Annotated in this window: 21 protein-coding genes and 2 pseudogenes; 7 read left to right on the plus strand and 16 right to left on the minus strand. The window is 53.9% G+C overall.

The genetic code is table 11. The annotated features are described in order from the left end of the window. A pseudogene (locus ACEWL3_RS19750) lies at positions 1 to 821 on the plus strand (IS110 family RNA-guided transposase); the annotation flags it as partial. Between the two features lie 432 nt (positions 822 to 1,253). Here ACEWL3_RS19750 and ACEWL3_RS19755 read toward each other — a convergent pair. The 10 genes from ACEWL3_RS19755 to ACEWL3_RS19800 all read right to left on the minus strand — a co-directional run bounded on the left by ACEWL3_RS19755 (position 1,254) and on the right by ACEWL3_RS19800 (position 9,281). Continuing rightward, entirely contained in the window at positions 1,254 to 1,493 is a 240-nt protein-coding gene (locus tag ACEWL3_RS19755) for a hypothetical protein (RefSeq protein ID WP_386185257.1), read from the minus strand. A gap of 18 nt (positions 1,494 to 1,511) precedes the next feature. Then, positions 1,512 to 1,937 (minus strand): IS110 family RNA-guided transposase, encoded by a 426-nt coding sequence (locus tag ACEWL3_RS19760; protein WP_386185259.1) that lies wholly within the window; start codon positions 1,935 to 1,937, stop codon positions 1,512 to 1,514. 229 nt (positions 1,938 to 2,166) lie between these two features. Continuing rightward, positions 2,167 to 2,799, minus strand: coding sequence for a tyrosine-type recombinase/integrase (locus tag ACEWL3_RS19765; RefSeq protein WP_386185303.1), 633 nt, complete (start codon positions 2,797 to 2,799; stop codon positions 2,167 to 2,169). A gap of 548 nt (positions 2,800 to 3,347) precedes the next feature. Beyond that, entirely contained in the window at positions 3,348 to 3,635 is a 288-nt protein-coding gene (locus ACEWL3_RS19770) for a RidA family protein (RefSeq protein ID WP_386185261.1), read from the minus strand. Next, positions 3,632 to 5,029, minus strand: a complete 1,398-nt coding sequence (locus ACEWL3_RS19775; RefSeq protein WP_386185263.1) for an FAD-dependent oxidoreductase — start codon at positions 5,027 to 5,029, stop codon at positions 3,632 to 3,634. Before ACEWL3_RS19775 ends, ACEWL3_RS19770 begins: the two co-directional genes overlap by 4 nt. Next, positions 5,022 to 5,327 (minus strand): (2Fe-2S)-binding protein, encoded by a 306-nt coding sequence (locus ACEWL3_RS19780; RefSeq protein ID WP_386185266.1) that lies wholly within the window; start codon positions 5,325 to 5,327, stop codon positions 5,022 to 5,024. Before ACEWL3_RS19780 ends, ACEWL3_RS19775 begins: the two co-directional genes overlap by 8 nt. Next, positions 5,302 to 6,402 (minus strand): NAD(P)/FAD-dependent oxidoreductase, encoded by a 1,101-nt coding sequence (locus tag ACEWL3_RS19785; RefSeq protein WP_386185268.1) that lies wholly within the window; start codon positions 6,400 to 6,402, stop codon positions 5,302 to 5,304. The genes ACEWL3_RS19780 and ACEWL3_RS19785 overlap by 26 nt, the downstream gene beginning before the upstream one ends. Positions 6,403 to 6,460: 58 nt before the next feature. Continuing rightward, the gene (gene dctP, locus ACEWL3_RS19790) at positions 6,461 to 7,456 is read right to left on the minus strand and encodes a TRAP transporter substrate-binding protein DctP (protein WP_386185270.1); all 996 of its coding nucleotides are present in this window, start codon (positions 7,454 to 7,456) and stop codon (positions 6,461 to 6,463) included. 59 nt (positions 7,457 to 7,515) lie between these two features. Further along, positions 7,516 to 8,814, minus strand: a complete 1,299-nt coding sequence (locus tag ACEWL3_RS19795) for a TRAP transporter large permease (protein WP_386185273.1) — start codon at positions 8,812 to 8,814, stop codon at positions 7,516 to 7,518. Then, complete coding sequence (locus tag ACEWL3_RS19800; protein WP_386185275.1) at positions 8,811 to 9,281, minus strand: TRAP transporter small permease; 471 nt, start codon at positions 9,279 to 9,281, stop codon at positions 8,811 to 8,813. Before ACEWL3_RS19800 ends, ACEWL3_RS19795 begins: the two co-directional genes overlap by 4 nt. Positions 9,282 to 9,379: 98 nt before the next feature. On the opposite strand from ACEWL3_RS19800, the gene ACEWL3_RS19805 reads away from it, so the two are divergent. After that, positions 9,380 to 10,288 carry a LysR substrate-binding domain-containing protein gene (locus tag ACEWL3_RS19805; RefSeq protein WP_386185277.1) on the plus strand — a complete coding sequence of 303 codons (909 nt, stop codon included), beginning with the start codon at positions 9,380 to 9,382 and terminating at the stop codon, positions 10,286 to 10,288. Between the two features lie 355 nt (positions 10,289 to 10,643). Here the strand turns inward: ACEWL3_RS19805 and ACEWL3_RS19810 are convergent, their stop codons facing one another. Both ACEWL3_RS19810 and ACEWL3_RS19815 read right to left on the minus strand, forming a co-directional pair. Continuing rightward, positions 10,644 to 11,933: an MFS transporter gene (locus ACEWL3_RS19810; RefSeq protein ID WP_386185280.1), complete on the minus strand. Its 1,290-nt coding sequence runs from the start codon at positions 11,931 to 11,933 to the stop codon at positions 10,644 to 10,646. A 206-nt stretch (positions 11,934 to 12,139) separates the two neighbouring features. After that, positions 12,140 to 12,328, minus strand: coding sequence for a hypothetical protein (locus ACEWL3_RS19815; protein WP_386185282.1), 189 nt, complete (start codon positions 12,326 to 12,328; stop codon positions 12,140 to 12,142). 232 nt (positions 12,329 to 12,560) lie between these two features. Here ACEWL3_RS19815 and ACEWL3_RS19820 point away from each other — a divergent pair, with 232 nt between their 5' ends. Further along, positions 12,561 to 13,043 carry a c-type cytochrome gene (locus ACEWL3_RS19820; RefSeq protein ID WP_435001528.1) on the plus strand — a complete coding sequence of 161 codons (483 nt, stop codon included), beginning with the start codon at positions 12,561 to 12,563 and terminating at the stop codon, positions 13,041 to 13,043. Between the two features lie 444 nt (positions 13,044 to 13,487). On the opposite strand, the gene ACEWL3_RS19825 is transcribed toward ACEWL3_RS19820, so the two are convergent. The 4 genes from ACEWL3_RS19825 to ACEWL3_RS19840 all read right to left on the minus strand — a co-directional run bounded on the left by ACEWL3_RS19825 (position 13,488) and on the right by ACEWL3_RS19840 (position 17,027). Further along, positions 13,488 to 13,742 carry an Arm DNA-binding domain-containing protein gene (locus ACEWL3_RS19825; RefSeq protein WP_386185285.1) on the minus strand — a complete coding sequence of 85 codons (255 nt, stop codon included), beginning with the start codon at positions 13,740 to 13,742 and terminating at the stop codon, positions 13,488 to 13,490. A gap of 657 nt (positions 13,743 to 14,399) precedes the next feature. Continuing rightward, positions 14,400 to 15,749, minus strand: coding sequence for an ATP-binding protein (locus ACEWL3_RS19830; protein ID WP_386185288.1), 1,350 nt, complete (start codon positions 15,747 to 15,749; stop codon positions 14,400 to 14,402). Next, positions 15,746 to 16,405 (minus strand): response regulator transcription factor, encoded by a 660-nt coding sequence (locus ACEWL3_RS19835; protein WP_386185291.1) that lies wholly within the window; start codon positions 16,403 to 16,405, stop codon positions 15,746 to 15,748. Before ACEWL3_RS19835 ends, ACEWL3_RS19830 begins: the two co-directional genes overlap by 4 nt. A 58-nt stretch (positions 16,406 to 16,463) precedes the next feature. Next, positions 16,464 to 17,027 carry a PepSY domain-containing protein gene (locus ACEWL3_RS19840; RefSeq protein ID WP_386185293.1) on the minus strand — a complete coding sequence of 188 codons (564 nt, stop codon included), beginning with the start codon at positions 17,025 to 17,027 and terminating at the stop codon, positions 16,464 to 16,466. A 642-nt stretch (positions 17,028 to 17,669) separates the two neighbouring features. Here ACEWL3_RS19840 and ACEWL3_RS19845 point away from each other — a divergent pair. The 4 genes and pseudogenes from ACEWL3_RS19845 to ACEWL3_RS19860 form a co-directional block, all read left to right on the plus strand. Continuing rightward, positions 17,670 to 18,227 carry a hypothetical protein gene (locus ACEWL3_RS19845; RefSeq protein WP_386185295.1) on the plus strand — a complete coding sequence of 186 codons (558 nt, stop codon included), beginning with the start codon at positions 17,670 to 17,672 and terminating at the stop codon, positions 18,225 to 18,227. Between the two features lie 71 nt (positions 18,228 to 18,298). Beyond that, positions 18,299 to 18,736, plus strand: coding sequence for a TadE/TadG family type IV pilus assembly protein (locus tag ACEWL3_RS19850; RefSeq protein ID WP_386185297.1), 438 nt, complete (start codon positions 18,299 to 18,301; stop codon positions 18,734 to 18,736). A gap of 73 nt (positions 18,737 to 18,809) precedes the next feature. Then, positions 18,810 to 20,117 carry a pilus assembly protein TadG-related protein gene (locus tag ACEWL3_RS19855; protein ID WP_386185299.1) on the plus strand — a complete coding sequence of 436 codons (1,308 nt, stop codon included), beginning with the start codon at positions 18,810 to 18,812 and terminating at the stop codon, positions 20,115 to 20,117. Positions 20,118 to 20,348: 231 nt separating this feature from the next. After that, positions 20,349 to 20,602, plus strand: a pseudogene (locus ACEWL3_RS19860) (tripartite tricarboxylate transporter permease); the annotation flags it as partial. Between the last annotated feature and the right edge of the window lie 153 nt (positions 20,603 to 20,755).

A 20,755-nucleotide genomic window follows, 5' to 3' on the forward strand; every position in this document is an offset into this window, starting at 1 on the left:
TCCCGCAATTTACGTGAAGCCTTTCAACAAGGGGGCAGAAGAACGACTACAATGATGCCGAAGCGATTGTGGAAGCCGCGCTGCGTCCCAATCTCAAAACGGTTTCCGAGAAGACACAGGAGCAGTTGGACTTGCAGGCGTTACACCGTGTCTGGTCGAGGCTTGTGTCGCGACGCACAGCAGCCATGAACCAAATCCGAGCCTTTCTGATCGAACAAGGTATCACCGTCCGGCGCAGTGTTGCGGCCTTGCGCAACTCCCTCGAAGCTATTCTGGACAACCGCGGTGCCGTGATGTCCCTGCGCATGCGGGAACTGATCTTAGGGCTTCAGCAAGACTGGATTTGGCTTGATAAACGGATTGAAATGACCACCTCAGAGATCAAAGAGGTTAGTGAAACGGAGCCGGGTTGCCAGCGTCTGATGACTATCCCAGGCATCGGCCCTCTGATCTCGACGGCAATGGTCGCGGCCATCGGCAAAGGCGAGGCCTATGATCGTGGACGTGACTTTGCCGCCTGGCTTGGCTTGGTGCCCCGACAATACAGCACGGGTGGACGCACGATATTGGGCAGTATCACCAAACGCGGAAGCCGGTATCTGCGCATGCTTTTTGTGCAGGCGGCACAGGTCATCATGATGCGGCCAAAGAACTGGCCCAAGTTCAGCTTTGGTAAATGGTTGGAAGCGGCAGCGACACGCATGCAACACAACAAGCTTGGCGTCGCATTGGCCAATAAACTTGCCCGGATTGCATGGAGTGTTCTGAGCTCTGGCAAGGACTTTGATTGGAAAGAAAGAGAGATAGCGACTGGAATCTGAGAAGATCACAGTCACCACGACATTCGTAATCCTCAAATGCATGGAACGGAATTAAGACGCACCCAAAGTCTGAGAAACCATTTGGTCTTAATTGACCTCGGTAGTAATGAGACAGCGGTGCGTGCGCACTCCCAACAGGGCCACGGCAATCAACAAGCCGATCCAAAGGCCGTGTGTGGACGCCCCGGTGAATGCAAGAAGTTTTTGGCAGGTAGGAACATGTGGTCAGGTGCTGTCGTGTGTTCGGCCTCTGAATGTGGCTTTGACACGCCACGGGCCCGTATGGAGATGCGCGGATCAGGTCCAACTCGGATACGCGCGCTTTAAGGCGCACGGCCCAGTGCCTAGTTTTCCTGATCCCGTCTCGTTGACCGTTTGTCCTTACTTCACCTCCGACCTTCTCACATGACCGACATAAGCCACCCCACTGGGTTAGACCATTGCCGGATTCTTGTAGTTCTCATTCTTCGTCATCAAGCGCTTTGCCACGGGATCCTGCCGCGCGCCAGCGCGTAGCTCAGCACCCAATGTCTCGATCTTGCCTGCAAGCATCTCGATATGATCCAAGAGCAGTTGGGCATGGTTAATGACGGCCTCTGGCAGCTCTGTCTCCGGATCACTGATCGCGGCCTGTAATCGATTGAGATGTACTGTCCCGGAAGGCGCGATCAAACCATATTCTGCAAGATGTCAACGCAGCGCATTTATCGTTTGGGTCTTTTGTCTTACGAGCAGATCACGGGTTCGCAGCGCCATGCCTGATGCTTGTTTCTCCGCACTCTTCACGGCGACAAAACGCAGTGTGGGACGAGAGGCCGCCTCCGCAATCGCCTCGGCGTCATTTGCATCGTTCTTCTGTCTTTTGACGTAAGGCTTCACGTAGATCGGTGGGATCATTTTGACCGTATGCCCAAGGGCTCCAATCTCACGCCCCCAATAATGCGAGCTGGCACACGCCTCCATGGCCACGATGCAGGTCGGAACATTGGCAAGCAAAGAGAGCAGTTTTGACCGCCGTACCTTCTTGCTGAATGCGGGCCTGCCATCGGCTGTCGTTCCGTGAACTTGAAATATGTTCTTGGCCCAATCTATGCCAATTATGCTAATCTCTACCATGGACGTCTCCTCCTCAACGTGGTGATCACACCATCAGTTTGGCACAATGATGCCGTCGGAGGGGCGTCCACCCCATCGGATACATATGAGCGACTTCCTGAATACGTGCATTTGATCACTTGCGAACAGCAGCCGGTACATACATCGGGCTCGTACTTCGTTTTCGCCGCTGCATGGTCTTAGGTCTCTTCTAAATCGACGAACGGCAGACACCGTTCGCCGACATCGCCTAGAGGTCGATGCGCTCGGCAATATTTAGAGCATCTTCTATCTCAACGCCGAGGTAACGCACCGTGCTATCAACCTTTGTATGGCCAAGCAGGAGCTGCACCGCGCGAAGGTTGTCCGTCTTGCGGTATATCTCAGCAGCTTTGGTCCTGCGGAGTGAGTGGGTACCGTAACCGCTCGGTTCCAATCCGATTGCTGTAACCCAATAACGAACAAGCCGACCGTATTGACGCGTTGAGATATGAGGACGGTCATGAAAGCGGCTAGGAAACATGAAGCGGCAACCGATCATCTCGGATGACCTTACCCAAGCAATAACGGACTCTCGGGTGTTTTCAGTCAATTCAAACTGAACCGGCTTTTTTGTCTTACTTTGGATCACCGATACACGTTCGCGAAAGCGATCATCTTTGACCAAGTCGGTGACGGCCAGTTTCACAAAATCGCATCCGCGAAGTTTATTATCAATCGCCACATTGAACAGCGCAAGATCGCGCAAGTTGTTTGCCAATTCGAGACGCGCACGGATCGCCCAGACCTGTTTCGGCAGGAGCGGTCGTTTCTGGCCGATGATCCTCCCTTTGTTCCAGGCTTTGCGTTTCGGGGTGACAGCGCAAAGTTGGACTCTTGGCATGATTTGCCCTCCGATCCTCCCTCCATCCCCAGACATCAGCACCGCGCTGACGATGTCATCGTACAAGCGGAGTGAATGCCTGCTCTCGGAAGTCAGCCGAGAACACCATTTCTGCCGATGCATTCGGCGGCAGTGAGCCCAACAAGCATAAAGCTGCGAGATGCACCAAGAGGCACAAGGCGTCTTAAGCAGATATAAGCGTCTGGTCGGGGGTCTGACCACGGGCCGTCAACACGTCGTATAACCTTGCGCTGCGGCTTTTCCAGAACCGTCATTGACCTACAGCGTCCCGCCTTTAACCTGAGACATCCAAAATTGCCAATGTCCCGAGAGCGCCGTAGGCGTGGCAGGGCATTGGCGATTCAAGTTTAAGGCGGGGCGCTTTAAGCCTCAATACGTCGGATTTCAGTAGGCATGGTAAAGCTGCGTGAAAAGAAAGATGGCCAGACACCGTTCCTGTTTTTTGATTTCAGGAATTTGCGCTACGAGGACTCGTCAACACACGCTGCGGTCACGATAATTTCAACTTTGAGCGTGTCTTGCGCAAGTCACGCTTCGCCACAAGCGCGCGTGGGCGCTTGGTCGTGCGGCACCCAATCATCCCACACAGCATTCATCTCATCGAAATCCTTGATGTCGGACAACCAGATGATTGCTTGCAAGATGCGGTCTCGCGAAGATCCTGCCTTGGCCAACAAAGCCTCAATACGCGCCAAGCAGTCTCTTGTTTTATTGGCGACCGTTTCACCATCCCCAACCTGTCCGCAAAGATAGGCTACGCCATTATGCTTGACGTTTTTGCTCATGCGTTGCCCGGTGTCCCTCCGTTCGATCATTCTCTCATCTCACTTATTTCACATTCTGCCATTGCTGCAATTTCACCCAAGGTAACGGGCTTGAGCGGCGGACGTATCCGGTAATAGCCTGTCTCATTGGGTAATATCTTGTTCGTTTCAGATAGGATTTTCGATACTGAGAGGCCGCAATAGCGACCCTGACAAGGACCCATCCCCGCGCGTCCAAATGCCTTAGTCTGGTTCGAGCCAAGACAGCCCAGCCCGGCCATGCGCCTGACCTCGCCAGCGGTAACCTCCTCGCAACGGCAAATGATCGTGTCGTCCGACGGACTGATGGCACCCGCGTAAGGCGGATAGGCATTGTCGATAAATGGTCGCGCAGCACGCTCCGACCTTAGACGTTTCAGCAAAGGCTGCGCCGAGACATCACGGTCCCGTCGTGCAATCAATTCCAGATCATGAGCAATTGCCAAGGCCGAAATCTCTCCCGCAACGGCTGCCGCTTTTGCTCCGCCGATTCCAGCGCCGTCGCCAGCGATGAAAACAGTCGGGACCGCTGTGCGCCCCCATTCGTCCGTTTCGGGCACAAAGCAGCTCTGTGCGTCATCCCATAAATGCGGAATGTCGATGGACCGAGCCGCCTGCGTATTGGGAACGACGCCGTGGTGCAGCAACACGGTTTCACATTCGATCTGATGTGGCGTCTCACCAATACAGAAAGTAACGGCGCGGGCTTTCTGATCACCTTCAATCGTGACATGCTTAGCACCGACGTGCCGGATTATACCCGCTCGGCGCAGATCCCAAAGCATCTTGAGACCTTTGAGAAGATAAGGCCAGCCACGCATCGCGCCGCCAAAATGTCGCATCGATTTTGCCAGATCTGTTTTCGATTGGGTTTCAACAAGCGCAAGTGGCGGCACACCCGCCCGCACCAACTGTGTCGCGACAAGATACAAGAGCGGCCCCGAACCGACCAAGACCGCCCGTCCACAAGCAATGCCGGATTGCTTGAGAAGGATTTGTGCCGATCCGGCCGTCATGACGCCCGGCAAGGTCCAACCAGGTAGCGGCATGGGCCGCTCAAGCGCACCTGTCGCTATGAGGATGCGTCTCCCTGCTGCAATCGCGCCTTTACCATCTTGAGTAAACGCGACACGGGTTCCGTCCTCAATCATCCATACGACCGCGCGTCGCAGATGAGTGATGGATGGGTGGCGCATGCCCCTTGTCTGCGTCTGGCCATTGGTGAAGTCCTGGCCAAGAATGCCGCCTCTTACTGCGCTGGCGCGGTCGACATCGCGATAAATCTGTCCGCCCGGCGTAGGCTGTTCGTCCAGAACCAGAACGGACATCCCCGCTTCGGCTGCGCAGCGGGCGGCGGACATGCCTGCCGGACCTGCACCAATCACGATCAGATCAGCATTACGCATCGGCCCCACCTCTTATAGCTGGCATCGTAATTTCCATGCCCTCCGTCACTTGCAGCATGCAGGCTTGTCGGGTCACGCCGTCGATTTCGACCAGACAGTCGTAGCAAGCGCCCATCATACAATACGGACCTCGCGGTGCGCCGGATACCGGCGTGTGCCGGAATGGCATGACCCCGGCCACAAGTAGAGCACCAGCCAAGTTTTCACCGCGTGGCAGCATGAGATCTGCCCCCTCAAAGCGAACCAATACCTGATCCCCTTGGGGGTTGATTTCACGAAACGGAGAAACGGTTTTCACTGAATACCTCCAGTTTTGGTGCGGCGTCCGCGCCTTCGAGCCAATCCGGCAAAAACCGAGCATGTGCGGCGGCAAGGGTAATCCCGCTGTGACAGGTCACAAGATACGCGCCTGGCATCTCGGCGCTTTCTTGATAGATGGGAAACCCATCTGGCGATAGAATACGTAACGCACCCCAACTGCGCACAAGTTGCGCTCTTGCAAGTGCTGGAAAAGCTGCAATTGCTTTGGCCGCGAGGCCTGAGAGGCCGGGTTGCGTAACGTGGTCATCAAGGCCGACTTCTTCGTTTGTGGCACCTATTTGAATGCTGCCCTCATCCACTTGGCGCGCTATCAGTGATGGCCGATTGATGAGTTTGGGCAGCTTTTCGGTAATCATGACCTGACCGCGTTGCGGCCTGATAGGTGCCTTGAATCCCATCGTCGGCCCGAGTGTCATCGCGCCAAGTCCTGCCGACAGAACCGTTTTGCGCGCGCGCACTTCGGTCCCGTCTGTACAGTGGATGTGGAAAAGATCGGACTTGTCGACACGGGTGACGTGTTTGCCATTCAGGATAACGCCTCCAAGACGTCGCACGTCGTCGGCCAGCGCCTGCAAGAGTTTGAGCGGATTTGCGTGACCATCCTGATGGTGCAAGATCGCGCCGACGACTTTGGGACCAATTGCCGGTTCTTCGCGGCGCAATGCATTGTGGCCAAGCACTTCGTAAGGGTAATCGCCGCCCAGTTTTTCCTTCAGGGTTTCGTATTTTGCGACGGTTGCCTCAAGGGTCTCTTCAGAGAAGTGGAGGTCATATCCGCCATTCTGCTCCAACCCAAGGTTTTGCCCCGTAGCATCAGCCAATTCAGCCGCAAAGTCTGCCCAAGCAGCGGCAGACTGTTGCGACCATTGCGCATAGCGTGGTTGGTTCATGCCTTTCGACTGCACCCAGACAAGGCCAAAGTTACCCCGACTGGCGCGAAACGATCCATCGTCGCCGTCCAGAACAGTGACACGCAGTCCGCGCTTGAGCAGGCCCCAAGCCGTCGAGAGGCCGACAATCCCGCCGCCGATAATGGCGTAATCTGAAGTCATGGCATTTCTCTCACAGATGCATTGGGGTGGCGAAAATTTGCCACCCCAAGAGTGGGTCTTAGTTGGAAGCAGCGGCCACCTGATCAAGAATCGCCTGACCCCATTCGGCACCGACATCCTCCAGCACAGCAGGCCAGACTTCAGCCCGGACTTTCGCGGACATCGCCGCGAGGTCTTCGTCTGAAAGCTTGGCCACGGTCGCGCCCAGATCATCTACAAGGCGCTGTTCATTGCGTGCCTGATCGGCTTCGGCGACTTCCCAGCGGGTTGCCTCAAATGTTACCGCCTGTTCTTTCAATGCGGCCTGATCTTCCTCCGAAAGTGCTGCAAGGCTTTCATTGGAAATGATCATGTACCAAACCTCAAAGTGCGTGTTAGCCGGAATGTAGGTCTTGGTCACATCGCGGAAGGACGCATAATAACCCTCGGCACCTGATCCGATCACGCCATCGACCACACCGGTTTGCACGGCCGTAAAAGCTTCGGAGAACGGAATGGGGGACGGGATGTAACCCAGAGCCTCACCCGTCAACTGGAAAGACTTGATGCCCGGCACGCGCACCTTGATGCCGTTGGCCGCGGTGCTGGCGTGATCGGGGTTTTCCACATTGAGGGCGATGCCGCCAAAATAGACCGGATAGGCTGCAAGCATCGTGATGTCCTGATCGGAATATAGCCCGGTCATGACGTCGCGCACCACGCCGCCCGGCCCATAGACTGCGCGGGCCTGCGCCCAGGTTTCGGCCATATAAGGGAATGACGAAATTTGCATGCGCCGGTCGGACGCAGCGGCAGCAGGCTGTGTTGCCATGTCGAGCGCACCAACGCTGATTCGTTCTTGCACGGTTGTATAGTCGCCAAGCGCCGAAGCCGGGAACAGTTGGATCTCAAGGTCGCCGCCTGTCGCTTCGGACACTGCGGACGCAAAGGCTCGCAACTCAACGTCGACGGTCGTGTCTTGCGGGCGCACGTGGCTCATCTTGAGCGTTTCCGCGATCGCGGGCGAAACCGCCATCAGGGTCGCGAGGGCTGTTGCTAGGAAGTGCGTTTTCATGGGTATGTTCCTTGTTTTGGGTTGGTTGATTGGAAAATGCCGACCTCAGTATCGAGGATTTAGTATCCAAAGAGACGGGGCAAATAGAGAGACAGGTCTGGCCAGAACGAGGTCAGAAAGACGACTGGTACGTAGCCGGTCACAATCAAAATCATGGCTGGCTTGATGACCTTGGTAACTTTGACATTCCCGATCCGGGCACCAAGATACAGGATCGAGGCGTAGGGCGGCGTCACGCCGCCCATGGCGGTGTTGACGCCCATGATCGCAGCAAATTGAACAGGGCTGACCCCGATGGCGTTCATCAGTGGCAGCAACAATGGGGCGATCAGAATGATAGCAGTCACGTCATTGACGACCATGCCGACCAGAAACAGCAGGATGTTGATAAAGATCAGCAGCAATACCTTGTTTTCAGTAATCTGAAAAATGCTCGATACGATTTGCTGGGGGATACTCTCGTAAACGAACATCTGGCTCAGGATCATGGAAAAGAGGATCATGAACATGATAGCGCCAACGGCGGTGGCGGCTTCTTTTCCTGCCTCAAGGAAATTGGAAAGACGTAGGCCTTTGTAGATCAGAAAACCAACCGGCACCGAATAGATCACCGCAACCGCCGCGGCCTCGGTCGGTGTCATGATCCCGCCGTAAATGCCGCCCAGGATGATCACCGGCATCAACAGTGCCGGAAATGCATGGATCCCTCGCTTGGCAACTTCGGTGGACAGCTCACTGAAGGTTGGTTTGTCGTCGAGCACAAGGTTGAACTTGCGGCTCATCCAGAGGTTCATGAGAGAGAAACTAAGCATGATCAGCAGGCCTGGCCCGAGCGTGGCGAGAAAACAGGCAAGGATCGACGTGTCCGTGACCCACCCATAGACGATCATCGTGACCGAGGGCGGGATCAGAAGGCCCAGGATGGACGAGTTCGCAATCAGCGCCGTCGCATATTCACGCGGATAGCCACGCTTTTCCATTTCGGGGATCAGGATAGGTCCAATCGCGGCGATACCAGTCAAACCCGATCCGGAAATAGCACCAATCACCGCGCAGCTCACGGTCGCCACAACGCCTAGCCCGCCACGGATATGCCCCACAAATACGTTCACAAACCGCAAAAGTGATGCCGCGATGCCGCTTTCCGCCATGATCGTCCCGGCCAGAACAAACAGCGGAATGGCAAGTAGGATTGGGTTGCCAAGCTGCTGCACACCCCACAACATCATGCCTTTCATTGTTACATCACCGATAAAATACATTACCATCAACGCCGCCCCAAAGCAGTAGGGAAGCGGCACACCAAGGGTCAGCGTGATGACCAGTATAGCGATGGCAAGGAGCGCGATCTCGATCATGCGACTGTTCCATTTTTCAGGGTAAGGATGTGCCGGATAAGGTGCCAAGCGGTGTAGACCATCATCAGCGTTACGCCCACAACCAGCGCCACATCGGAGTAGAAAGTCGGGATGTAAAGCGTCGGGCTTTCGCGCCAAACGCGCCATGCATATTGGGTGTAATCCCACGCCCAGCTGAGGATCCAAAGGCCCACGATGAGGCTGATAATCTCGCCAACAATGGCCAGAACGATGTGGGCGCGCTCACTCGAGATAAATATCTCCAGAACGTTGGCGCGGATGTGCGTATTTTCACGCGATGCATTTATCGCGCCAAAGATGTAGAGCCAGATGGTGGGATAGAGCATTGTTTCTTCCAGGCCCATCACAGGGATCTGAAGGACGTAGCGTGTGATAACTTGAAAAAACTGCCCCAAAGCAACGAAGCAGATCAGGCCTGTCAACAAGATGGCTGCGAAACGATCCATGGTGCCTCCGACGTGAATTACGTAGGGTCAACATGATCTATTGCTGGCTATTAATTCAAATCTAAAATATCACTGAATCCATAAAGAGGTTTTATGGCGTGCTGCCCAACTTAACCATTCGGCAACTTCAGACCTTCCGCGAAGTGATGCGCAGTGGGTCCATTTCGGAAGCCAGCCGCACTCTGTTGCGCACGCAACCTGCGGTCAGCACCATGATTTCTAACATCGAGAAGGAACTTGGGTTCAATCTGTTTGTCCGCGAACACGGGCGCCTGACGCCATCACCCGAGGCCCATTACTTCCTGGAGGAAGCCGAAGAGGTGCTCGAGAGAATGGGCAGAACCGTCCGGACGATGGCGGAGTTTGAAACACTCGACCGGGGCAGCCTGCGCATCGCATGTCATCCTGCGTCGTCTGGCTTTTTCCTACCAAAGGTTCTGGCAGAGTTTCTCAAGGGGAGGCAGAAAGTCAAAGCAGACCTTATGATGCGCGCCTCGCATGTTGTCGAAGACTTGATCGCTTCGCAGCAATTCGACATCGGGCTGGCCGAGACGCCTCTCCCCCGCGGCTCAATCCTGATAGAAAGATTCGACCCTGAATGTGTGATCGCGCTACCTGAATCGGATCCAATAGCGCGCAACGAAATCCTGGACCCAACCGATTTGAGCGATTATCCCATGGCGATGCTTTTCGAAGATCACCCGGTAACAAAGGCGACCCAAGACGCGTTCGCCACATGCGATGCAAAGCTTAATAAGCGGTTTGTGCTCAGAACATTCCTGCCATCGCTATCACTTGTCGGAGCCGGCCTATGCGGTGCAGTCGTTGACCGAATTACAGCAGCAACAAGCCCGGCCCCAGGCGTCGTGTTTCGGCGTTTCCAACCCTCCATCACAAGCAGTGTCGCGATTCTGCTTCCGGCACATCGACCGGCATCTGTTTTGACAAATGCGTTCAAGAATCTCTTGCGCGAGCAGCTTGCGCGGATCGAGGACATTCATCTTTGAAATACTGGTGACGATCCACCAGTCGCGCCTTACCTGCATCCGTGGTGCAAGGTTCATCGAAATGACTGCCCTGAGAACCAATCGATCTCACAATGAGCAATGAAAGGTACACAAGTGGAATACGTAGCTGAAGCGCATTCGCGTTTGTGCCGTTTCCGCCTTTCGTTATAGGGTGCAAGCTGCAGAAAGCTGACCTTAGAGTGGGTGCAGCGAAATGGTGCTTTTCCGCGTCTTACCAGTTCGCGCTTGATGCAGCGAACGGCGGTGTTTCTCGAACCGGTAATTCGTGCGGATCGCAGAGAAGGTCCCGGAAGAGCCCAATGCCGCTGGACGCTGCGTGACGCACGAATGTAAGCTACCGGCTTTCCAAGGCCAATCGTTTAACCAACACAAAGGTCAGTACCACTGCAATGAAAAGAAACAACGCCCCGACAATCCATGCGGTAGGTGTGGAATAAATTTCGGCGACGGCTCCGGCAAACACCAGACCCAATGCGGCCCCCAACTGTTGTATCAACGATCTCAGCGACAGCATGGTCGACCGCTGATGGTCGCCCACGCAGCGATGCAGAATACTGCTGGCTGGCGTTTCGCTGACACCAAGAATCACAGAATACAGAATGAAAACTGCCACAAAGCCGATGATACCACCTTGCAGTGCCAATGTGATCTGAACGCCCGCCAAGCAAGCAAACGTCGCCGCCAACGTCAGGGCGTGCCGCCGCCTGAAGATACGGCTGATGTGCGGGGACAGAGATGCGCCGAAAGCGATGGAGAAAAAATAAGTCGCAGTCACAACACCGATGACAGTGTTTGCGTAACTCTCATCCAACATGGGCTTTGCATGGGTCGGCCAGATCACTTCGACCGGGTTGGTTGCCATCAGAAAGAACGCTAGCGATGCCAGTAGGATTGAAAGTGTAGGATGTTTCAGAGCGAGAAGGCCTGCGTCTTTGATCACCGTTGGAACGTTTGCGAACCCCTGTCTGAGTGCACCGGAATTCATCTGACGCGGATTTTCTACAATGGCCAACATTGTGAAGAAAAACACGCCCAGCATCACACCAAAACTTGCCAAATAGGACACATCATAGATGCTGAAACCGAGGCGTTTCGCGACTGAGCCCAAAATATCGGGTAACAGACCTCCCAGAACCGCGCCGACGGCCAACCCCACGGCATTGGCCGATTGCGCTTTGGCCAGTGCGGGCTGGAAATCCACATTTTGCGCAGCGGCCTTGAAAGTTTCGACAAACCACGCATCAAGCGTGCCCGATCGCAGCGCCCGTCCAAAACCGATGAATGCAAATGAGAGTGCAAGAACGTAGAAATCGCTGGTGGAGAGAAACAGCGCCAGCGAAATCAGGCTGGCGACGACCGCTGTCAGAAAGACCGGCTTGCGGCCAATGCTGTCAGCGAGACCGCCGAACGGGAGCTCCATCGTCAGAGTTGTAAGCGAGTAGATCCCGAATAGCAGTGATATCTGAAAAAGGTCCATACCTCGGTCTGTCAACGCCAGTGCAACAACGGCAACTGTAAGGCCCATCGCGAACCGATCAAGAAACTGGTGCATCTGGAACACACGAATGTGCCGTCGAGCTGACCCATTCAGCGTTGCAAAAGAGAACTCTATTTCGGTTGCCATCTTTGCAGCATCGACGTTGCCGCCGCCGTTCACAATACCTTAGGTGAGCCGAAACCTATTCCGCGCAATAAAGCAGCCGTTCGAAAAAACGCGGCGAATGACGGCTTCGTCCGCAGGTCGGAAGTTCGTGAACTTCGCACAGAAAGGCTGCTTTTTGCCACTCGCGACACCAGAGTCCCCTCATCTTTCTGAGATCACTCCTTGGATTAGACAACAGCTTTGCGGATAGATTTGTCTTCTGTGGAGCCCTTCAGCCAGCGCAATTGTGCGCGCGGCTTGTGGATCGCTGCGAGGTCTGGATTGCTCTTCACAGCTTCCCGCAGCTTTATCCGGGTCACACGTGAATCGAGTTTCAGTTCTTCGCATAGGTCATTCAGGGTCATTGCATCAGCCATAATGTCCTCCATTGGTTGCTGATGAAGATGGCTAAGACAAACTGTGGGCTTTGTCAGGAGAAACCATTGAAAACTCTTTAGTCTTCCAAACCCGACTGCTACCTTGACAGGGACGCGGAAGACGCTTTGGCGCAATGCACTGAGGAATTAACGCGTCTTAGCAGAATGATGTAAAAGGCAACGAAAGACACGATGGATAGCGCACGATCCGATCATTCTTACCGATCAAGATATGCGCGGATCGGCGCGAATTGGCTTTCTTGGTCTTGGGAAGGAAATTTTAGTGAAAGGCAGGTCACACGTGAAGCACTTTCTAGTTTTAGTCTCGTTTCTTGCTATGGGATCTTCGCTGGAAGCCCAAGGCGCAGGGCAAACTCTATACGTGGAAAACTGTGTTTCCTGTCATGGCGTCACTGGACGAGGTAATGGTCCTGTTGCAGCAGAGTTGGTTACGAAACCGGCCGACCTGACGCAGATTGCCGCGCGCCGCGACGGAGTTTGGCCAATGCTTGAGGTCATGTCGATCATAGACGGCTATTCGAGAAATGCTCTCCCGCGCGAGGATATGCCTGTCTTCGAGCATTTTTTGGACGATGACATGGTCGAATTCGACACCGGAAATGGTGTATACTCCTTGGTTCCGAGCAAGCTGATCGATATAGTCAACTATCTCGAAACTCTACAAGACCCCGCACCGACCGGCTATGTGCCCTGAGCGAGAGGTCAAAAGCACCAAGCCCGGAACTGTTTCGGCAAGTTTCGTAATCGATTACTGCTTCAACAATTGAAAAGGACGGCCGCTGCGAGTCCATTCGCTGACCTTAGAATTTGCGCAGAGTGTGTCAGCTCAGTTCGAACTGCCGTCATTCTCTGCGGCATGAATTACGTAAGTTCACCCGAGAAGCCGTTTTTGAGGCGTTTCAGCGCCTGTACGACACCCATTTTGCACCCGTGGCGGTAATACTGGTTACTATGAATTTCCAACCGTCTGATTTTGAATTTTTTTGGATCGATGGTCTCACGCCTCGTCTATGATTGTTTATCCCCGTATCGGCATGGGATGGCCAGACTGCCACTTTGCCAAATAGATAAACTGGCCACTGGATACGTCAGGCTGCCAGATAATAGGGCAGGGATTCTGGCAGTGTGGTCATCCGGTTCAAACATCATAGCCAAAGTCGCCACGAATCCCAGAAAGCGCGATATCTTTCATTCGATAGTGTGCGAATGCGGACCCCCGATTGCTGCTATTCTCAATGCTGACCAAGATCTGCCTGGCTTTCTCGCGGGCGTCGGCAAGCGACAACATCGGATAGGTGCCCAACTCGATCCGTGTGTTCCGCCCGCCGATCCGTTTGGTCAGATATAATACTTTGCGCCCTGACACTGACACCCGCAGCATAAGTCCAACCATAAGCTCATCGCGCACATCAATCCGAGGCCTCCCTATTGGTGGCTTCTAGGTCTCAATCGTATTGGCGGTTAGTTTCATTCTCATGCGCCAAGTCTAGGACCGTACCAGCCTCAAGTAAGGGTTCAATATGTGAGGGTTTGAGGCGGTTATTGGTAGATGGGGCAGATGTCGTTGAAAAACTCGTGTCTGACGTCAGACATCCATTAGAAAGAAATATTGAAAAATGATCTCCGGCTTAGATGGGTTTTAAAAGAAACCGAGGCCGCTGCAGCTTCTGCATCGCATCGTTCTAAGCCCAAAACATGAGCTGCACCGAGCATATTTCTGGTTCCCGTTCATGTCGCGTCCCACGACAGTTTCACCCCTGCCACCGCAAAACTCACACGGAAGTCGACCCGTAGCATGGCAACGGTTGCACCGTTGGGTCACCGACTTTCCCTTTCCTTGAGACGGATGTTTCGACATTTTCTTGGTCCTCTAAAGAACGATCAATTTCTATTGCATCATATATACGACCCGCTGTCACGCTTCGTGAAACACGAAGTTTGTTGACCTTAAAACTCGCGGTATTCTGGACTCAGAAAGTGCATTCGCTACGTATTGTGTGGATGTCTTATATGTGGAATTACCAAACTATTCATCGGAGTTACCAGGAGTTCATACAGTTCTGATCAACTGACCTGGAATCAAAACCCGAACTGCTAGTCCGCAGAGGTCTTTCGATTTTTCAAGGTGAAGATCGGCACCGTAGGCCTGCAGCAAATCACTCGCAATTGCCAACCCAAGGCCAGTGCCCGGTTTGGAGGTGTCAAGTCGACCTCCTGCCCGCAGCGCCTCGCGCACCGATTTGTCAGGGATGCCGGGCCCATCGTCTTCAATAAGAAGTTCAATACCGCTAGGTCGATGGTGCATTGAAAACTTGACGACATGATCACACCATTTCAGAGCGTTATCGAGCAGAATGCCCATAACTTCTTCGAAGTCCTGAGGATCTATTCGAACGTTGAGGGAAAATTTGCCCTGCATTCGCAGTTCCTTGCCTTCTCTTTGTGCCATGGAACTGAACAAGCGCGAGAACCTATCGATAGAATGGCCAATATCGGTGCGAATGTTCGTCGAGGCCCCGCTGTTTGCCGCACGGATCCGGGCCAGAGAACGCGCCAGCTGAGCGTCGACGCGATCAAGCGCGTCTATAGATTTGTCCATGTTGTGGTTCTGCTCGGCGAGCGCGGTCAATTCGTTCCGCAAAATTGCGCTGGGTGTCTTCAACGCATGGGCAAGGTCCGCTGCTTGCCTGCGCGCGCGGCTCACGATCTCTCGGTTTCGGTCAAGCAATTCGTTAATATCGCCGACAAGCGGCGCAACTTCGGCAGGATAGTCAGCCACATTCAGATCTTCTTCTTTCTCCCAGCGATGGGATACGTCACGGCGCAGCTTTTCCAGCGGGCGAAGTATGGTAGCAGTCTGAAGTATTCCGCCTGCCAGCCCGATCACGCCCACCAACGCAAATGCCAACAGCAGACTGCGCCGGGTCTGCTCACGTTCGACGGTCAATTCGGTAAGTGTTTCAGCAACCATGACACCCCACTCGGAGCCGTTTTCCAACGTAATGCGCTGATACATACTGCGTACCGGTTCGTTTTCGGGGCCCGGGATATTCCTGATCTCAAGCTGATTTGGCCGGTCCGAGGGTTCAGTCAGAGCAGCATCAAACATTGACGCTGATGCGAATACCTGGCCATCAGTCCCCATGATCTGCCAATACCGGCCGGAATACGGTGTCTGATAGCCGGGGTCAAAGATCAACTGATCAAGAAGTTGCGGATTGTCAGCGGCGTTGCTGAGGCCAACGATCAATTGAGTGTGACGTTCCAACAGAGCGGCATCAAACCGCTGCAAAACGATACCATCAATATAGGAGTAAAGGACATAAGTGCCCACGACAATGGCAAGCAATGCCGAAAGAAGCCCGCCGATCAGAGCCCTTGCACGAAGTGACAACATCATGCGGCGTCTATCATATATCCAAGCCCACGGACGGTCTGGATCAAATCCGCCCCCAGTTTCTTACGCAGCCGAGTGATAAAGACGGCAATCGTATTGGAATCCCTGTCACCGTCATATTCGTAAATGTGTTCCGATAATTCAGTGCGCGAAACCATCCGTCCGTTATTGTGCAATAGATAGGTAAGGACCGCGACCTCCTGAGCTGTCAGATTAACGGGGATGCCGTCAATTGAGACCCGGCCGTTGCGGCTGTCGAAGACAAGATTGCCCCTTTCAAATACCGGATTCACATTGCCGCTTTGGCGACGCAGCATCGCGCGGACACGTGCGGCCAGTTCTGGCATGTGAAATGGCTTGGTCATGTAGTCATCAGCGCCAGCGTCCAATCCATCAACACGTTCGCTCCAGCCGTCACGCGCGGTGAGTATCAGGACCGGCGTTGTAATCCCATCTTTGCGCCATTCGCGCAAGACGGATATACCATCGCGTTCCGGCAGGCCGATATCCAGAATAATCATGTCATATGGTTCGGTTGCGCCCATGAATTGGGCTTCAACACCGTCGTTTACGATGTCTACAACTTGGCCCTCAGCGCTCAGCAGTCTCTTGATCTGCTCGCACAATTGCGGTTCGTCTTCAGCAAGCAATATTCTCATGCCAGAGAAACTAATGGAAAATTTGGGTTTTATTAAGGCCGAATTGTTCTTTCATGCGTCAGTTACCGTTACCGCCGCCATTGCCGCCACCGCCGCCATTGCCGCCACCGTTACCGCCGCCATTGCCGCCACCGCCGCCATTGCCGCCATTGCCGCCACCGTTACCGCCGCCATTGCCGCGACCGTTACCGCCGCCATTGTGCCCCTTGCCGTTGTTCCTACCGGAATTGCTCTTTCCGCTGTTTGACTTGCCCGCTGACGATTTTGCAGCTGCTGCAATTTGACGACCAATGCTGGAATTACCAGTTATTGATGCGCCAGTGCGCGCATTCACGATCACGCTCACAATCTGGCCGTTCGGCTTTTTGACAACTATGCGATAAAAAACGCCGCCGGATTCGAATGCGCGTGCATCCACTGCCGTTCCACCAATCTGTGCCGCGACGCTGTCAATCGCGCGTTTGAGGCCGATCGTTTTTCCGGATGCCGCAGCATTGCGTAATTCGGCCTGACTAAGCTCTCGCACAGCAGAATGACCCTCACCCGTCATGGAAAAGGCCAACAGACCGACAATCAAAGAGCGCTTTGCCAGGTTGGGCAATGCATAAAGGCGGCTAATCATCGCACTTCCTTAACCTTTCCAACATGAACTGGAGGTGAACAATCAGTTCCAACTCTGTTCAATTACAATGGTGTTCATTGGCGTCAAGCGACTGCGACCACATGCAGACCAACTGTGACCCTCTAGACGCGATGTACGCGTTACCAACATATTTTTGAATGCGCATCGCGGGGAGGCGTTATGAATATCACTTCAATAAAGTTCCTAAAAGCATGTACGCTTTCAGTAGCCCTTCTCGGGTCTGTTGCAGTCGTCGCAGTACTGGCGACCCCGGACTACGCCTATGCGAAGAATGGCAACGGAGGCGGTAACGGTGGTGGCAATGGTGGCGGCAACGGCAAGGGCGGCGGCCAAGGTGCCAGCAAATCGAGTGGCGACAATGGGGCCGCCAGTGGGAGAAGCAAATCAGGTCGTTCGGTCGGAAGCTCGAAAAAGTCATCCGGTCAGGGCCTGTCACTGAAGGGTTTATTTGGCGAAAAGAAAGCAAAACCTTCCACAAGGCCGAACCGATCCATCTCTAAAAGGACCAGCCCAAAGCCCAATAGCGCCAAGGTGCAGCGCACTTCAGCGAAGACTACCCCAGAGGCTTCAACGCGGCCTATAAGCAAACCACGAGGCAACCGTGTTGCGAGACTTTTGGGGGTGCATCCGTCTGAGTTGGGCGCACTCAACGCGTGGAACGCAAATGAAAACGCCTTTCAAAACGCGTCGGCCAATTCCCGCATTGGTCGCATCGCAGCCTATCGGGATGCCGTGAACAACGGGGCCGTACTTAACGACGCACTGGCGGACAGAATTGCGGAACTGGCCAACCTTCCTGAACCTCGTGAAACTGCCAATATCGACGCTGATCTCGAAGCGGCAAATGGCGCTGTGGATGGCCTAACAGGTACAATCGCGGATTTGGAAGCGATCCCAGAAGTGGACCGCACCGCGGAACAGGTGTTTGATCTGAACACCGCAAGAGACGATCTGCTCGCAGCTCAGGAAACGATTAGTGATCTGACTTTGGAGAAGGAGGCTGCTGAAGCCTATCCTGAAACAGTTGCAGACCTCGAAACCGATATCGCCGACCTGACCGAACAGGTGGCGCAGCAACCCACAGTGGAGCGCGCAGCACTTGAAGAGGCTGCCAACAAGACTGTGAGCGACGAGCTTGAGGCAGCCCTGAAACAAGCAATCCTCGACGGTGATCTGTAAACCCAAAATTAGCCAGTAATGTCCTTCAGATAATTCACAATGAAACTCCTCCAAAGAAATGTGAGCCAAACATGAAGATGCCAAGAAGAACTTTAGAAAGAGCCAGACCCTCACGACTAAACAGACAGTCTGCATTCTGGCGCAATGAAGACGGTAGTGCGACAATCGAAGCAGTCATCTGGTTTCCGATTTTCGCAATCATGCTTGCCGTGGTGATGAACATCTCCATGGTGTTTTTCGCCGAATCCCAGATCCTTCGTGTTGTCCAAGACGGCAATCGGGCGTTCTCGCTTGGTCGTCTTGATGATGCAGCCGCCGTCGAAACCTACATCACGGACAGACTTTCCTATCTGGATGCGGCGCTCGCCATCCAGACGACGATTTCCGGAGGGTTTATTCTGACCAACATCTCTATTCCCGCAACAGATCTCATGCCGTTCAACTTCATGACATCAGCGTTCAATGACATCAATGTCGGTGTGAGCGCCCAGCACATAATCGAGTTTTAAAATGTATAACTCAGGAAAAAATCATTCAGTTCGAACTGTGGATCAAACGTTCCAGAGTGAAGAAGATGGGAACATGACGATCCTAGCCCTTTTCTTTGTGATGATCTGTGTCGTTATGGGCGGCGTCGCCATCGACTTCAATAAAGTCATTTCAGAGCGGACCCAACTCCAGGTTGCGGCAGATACCGCCGCGCATGCCGCGCTCTATACCAGAGAGAAAAACGATGCCTTTACGTCCAGCGCCTTGGCTTTGACAACCGCGTCCAGTTATCTTCCCACTTCAATATTTGGCGAGGCCGTGATGACCAGCACGGACGTGAAATTTGGTACCTGGGATGCAGCAACATCAACATTTACCGCGAATAATACGTCAAAATCAGCGGTGCAGGTGCGCGCCAAGATGACGGAAGTCCGTGGCAATCCTTCGCAGAACCTGCTGCTCCGTATTGTCGGAAAGGATACTTTCGATATCGGTGTTGAGTCCGTATACAGCACCTACTACCCGCCTTGCTTCACAGAAGGATTTGTGGCCGAAGAGGTTGTCGACATCCAGTCCAACAATAGTTTTACGGACGGTTTCTGCATACATTCCAATGAATATGTCAGCTTGAACCAAAACAACTATTTCGAGCCCGGCACCGTTGTTTCCATGCCTAATCTCGACAACCTGGATATGCCTAATTCTGGGTTCGAGAAAAACGAGGGCCTGCAGACCGCGCTGCGGACTGGCGCGTACCGACTGCGCCTGCTCAATGATCTGCCCAACATCATCGACAGTTTCTGGAGCGCAGAGCCCGAGCATTTGCCGCCCTATATCTCATCCGGCTACGTATATGAAGTATGGGAACCGGAACTGGCAGTCGCTGATCCCGACGGCAATAAAATTTACACAGGCAACGGGCTGACCCCACAGCACTTTGAGCCCAATACCGTGAACCGGTTCAATTGCGCAGGATCAGGCAAAATTACGCTTAAAGGTGGCGTTTACTCCAACTTTCTTCTTGTCAGCGACTGCGAGATCAAATTCGCAAGTGGTGTCATGCTTGAGGACGTGGTTATCGCCACCACCAACACCAGCGCCACGTCGTTTAACTCGCCCTCGGACCTCAGCATCGGACGCGACGATAATTGCGCAGCAGGCGGTGGGGCCACACTGATGACCCTTGGTGGATTTAACGCAGCGGCCTCGCTCAATGTTTTTGGCGGGCAAATCCTCGCAATTGGCGATATCGAATTTGCAGCCAATGCCGACGGTATTCAAGGCGCGTCATTTGTATCCTACGGAATGATCGACGGGACCAGCAATATGGATATGGGATTCTGTCAGAACAATGGCATGGAAAACGCCTACCGGGCGGAATACTTCAGGATGGTAAATTAGGCCGGGCTGTTCCTGACTAATCTGACGTCAGTGCTAATGTGCTCGCTGAAGATGCCCTTGTTTTTGGGCAGAGTTTTCTCCAGGACTTCCCGGGCCAGAAAAATCAGGCTTTGGCTCAAATTGTAAATTGGCGGCGCAATGCACCATGGTCCGGTAATGGGCCGTCTGTGAAGACGGCCCGTTGGCATTAGTTTTCGGTTGCTTCGGGCACTGCTATCAACGTGGCTTCGCGTCTCTGCGACGGCCTTGAAATTCGCAGATTATCCTTTGGCACTCTGTTGATCGGGTTCATCTTGGGTGGCATACTAGAGAGCAACTTCGCGCGTTCGATGCGACTGTACGACGGTGTATCCTTCATCTGGGAGCGACCTATGACGCTCGGTTTGCTGATTACCGCCGCGATCCTGATCGTCCTACCCAGTTACCGGGCAAGGCGGGCGCGGCTCCGTGCTGATGGGGTTGCTGACGGTGACTGGTTCCACTGAATCTGAGCCTCCCCCTTTGAAGTGGTCCGCCCCTATAGTTGGGAAAGCGGAGGACCAGAGATGGCGATTAAGAGCCCCAAGCCCGAAGAGATTGTCGTGAAGTTTCGGCAGGTTGAAGTTCTGATGGGGCAAGGCATGCTCCGGATTGATGCA

Source organism: Sulfitobacter sediminivivens (genome assembly GCF_042611115.2).
In the GTDB taxonomy this organism is placed as follows: Bacteria; Pseudomonadota; Alphaproteobacteria; order Rhodobacterales; family Rhodobacteraceae; genus Sulfitobacter; species Sulfitobacter sediminivivens.

What these genes read in the sequence shown, in the direction of transcription:
- ACEWL3_RS19760 (WP_386185259.1), bottom strand. Translation starts at nt 1,937, where the DNA reads ATGGTAGAGATTAGCATAATTGGCATAGATTGGGCCAAGAACATATTT.
- ACEWL3_RS19765 (WP_386185303.1), bottom strand. Translation starts at nt 2,799, where the DNA reads ATGCCAAGAGTCCAACTTTGCGCTGTCACCCCGAAACGCAAAGCCTGG.
- ACEWL3_RS19770 (WP_386185261.1), bottom strand. Translation starts at nt 3,635, where the DNA reads ATGATCGAACGGAGGGACACCGGGCAACGCATGAGCAAAAACGTCAAG.
- ACEWL3_RS19775 (WP_386185263.1), bottom strand. Translation starts at nt 5,029, where the DNA reads ATGCGTAATGCTGATCTGATCGTGATTGGTGCAGGTCCGGCAGGCATG.
- ACEWL3_RS19785 (WP_386185268.1), bottom strand. Translation starts at nt 6,402, where the DNA reads ATGACTTCAGATTACGCCATTATCGGCGGCGGGATTGTCGGCCTCTCG.
- dctP (WP_386185270.1), bottom strand. Translation starts at nt 7,456, where the DNA reads ATGAAAACGCACTTCCTAGCAACAGCCCTCGCGACCCTGATGGCGGTT.
- ACEWL3_RS19795 (WP_386185273.1), bottom strand. Translation starts at nt 8,814, where the DNA reads ATGATCGAGATCGCGCTCCTTGCCATCGCTATACTGGTCATCACGCTG.
- ACEWL3_RS19800 (WP_386185275.1), bottom strand. Translation starts at nt 9,281, where the DNA reads ATGGATCGTTTCGCAGCCATCTTGTTGACAGGCCTGATCTGCTTCGTT.
- ACEWL3_RS19810 (WP_386185280.1), bottom strand. Translation starts at nt 11,933, where the DNA reads ATGGCAACCGAAATAGAGTTCTCTTTTGCAACGCTGAATGGGTCAGCT.
- ACEWL3_RS19815 (WP_386185282.1), bottom strand. Translation starts at nt 12,328, where the DNA reads ATGGCTGATGCAATGACCCTGAATGACCTATGCGAAGAACTGAAACTC.
- ACEWL3_RS19820 (WP_435001528.1), top strand. Translation starts at nt 12,561, where the DNA reads ATGCGCGGATCGGCGCGAATTGGCTTTCTTGGTCTTGGGAAGGAAATT.
- ACEWL3_RS19825 (WP_386185285.1), bottom strand. Translation starts at nt 13,742, where the DNA reads ATGGTTGGACTTATGCTGCGGGTGTCAGTGTCAGGGCGCAAAGTATTA.
- ACEWL3_RS19830 (WP_386185288.1), bottom strand. Translation starts at nt 15,749, where the DNA reads ATGATGTTGTCACTTCGTGCAAGGGCTCTGATCGGCGGGCTTCTTTCG.
- ACEWL3_RS19835 (WP_386185291.1), bottom strand. Translation starts at nt 16,405, where the DNA reads ATGAGAATATTGCTTGCTGAAGACGAACCGCAATTGTGCGAGCAGATC.
- ACEWL3_RS19840 (WP_386185293.1), bottom strand. Translation starts at nt 17,027, where the DNA reads ATGATTAGCCGCCTTTATGCATTGCCCAACCTGGCAAAGCGCTCTTTG.
- ACEWL3_RS19850 (WP_386185297.1), top strand. Translation starts at nt 18,299, where the DNA reads ATGAAGATGCCAAGAAGAACTTTAGAAAGAGCCAGACCCTCACGACTA.
- ACEWL3_RS19855 (WP_386185299.1), top strand. Translation starts at nt 18,810, where the DNA reads ATGACGATCCTAGCCCTTTTCTTTGTGATGATCTGTGTCGTTATGGGC.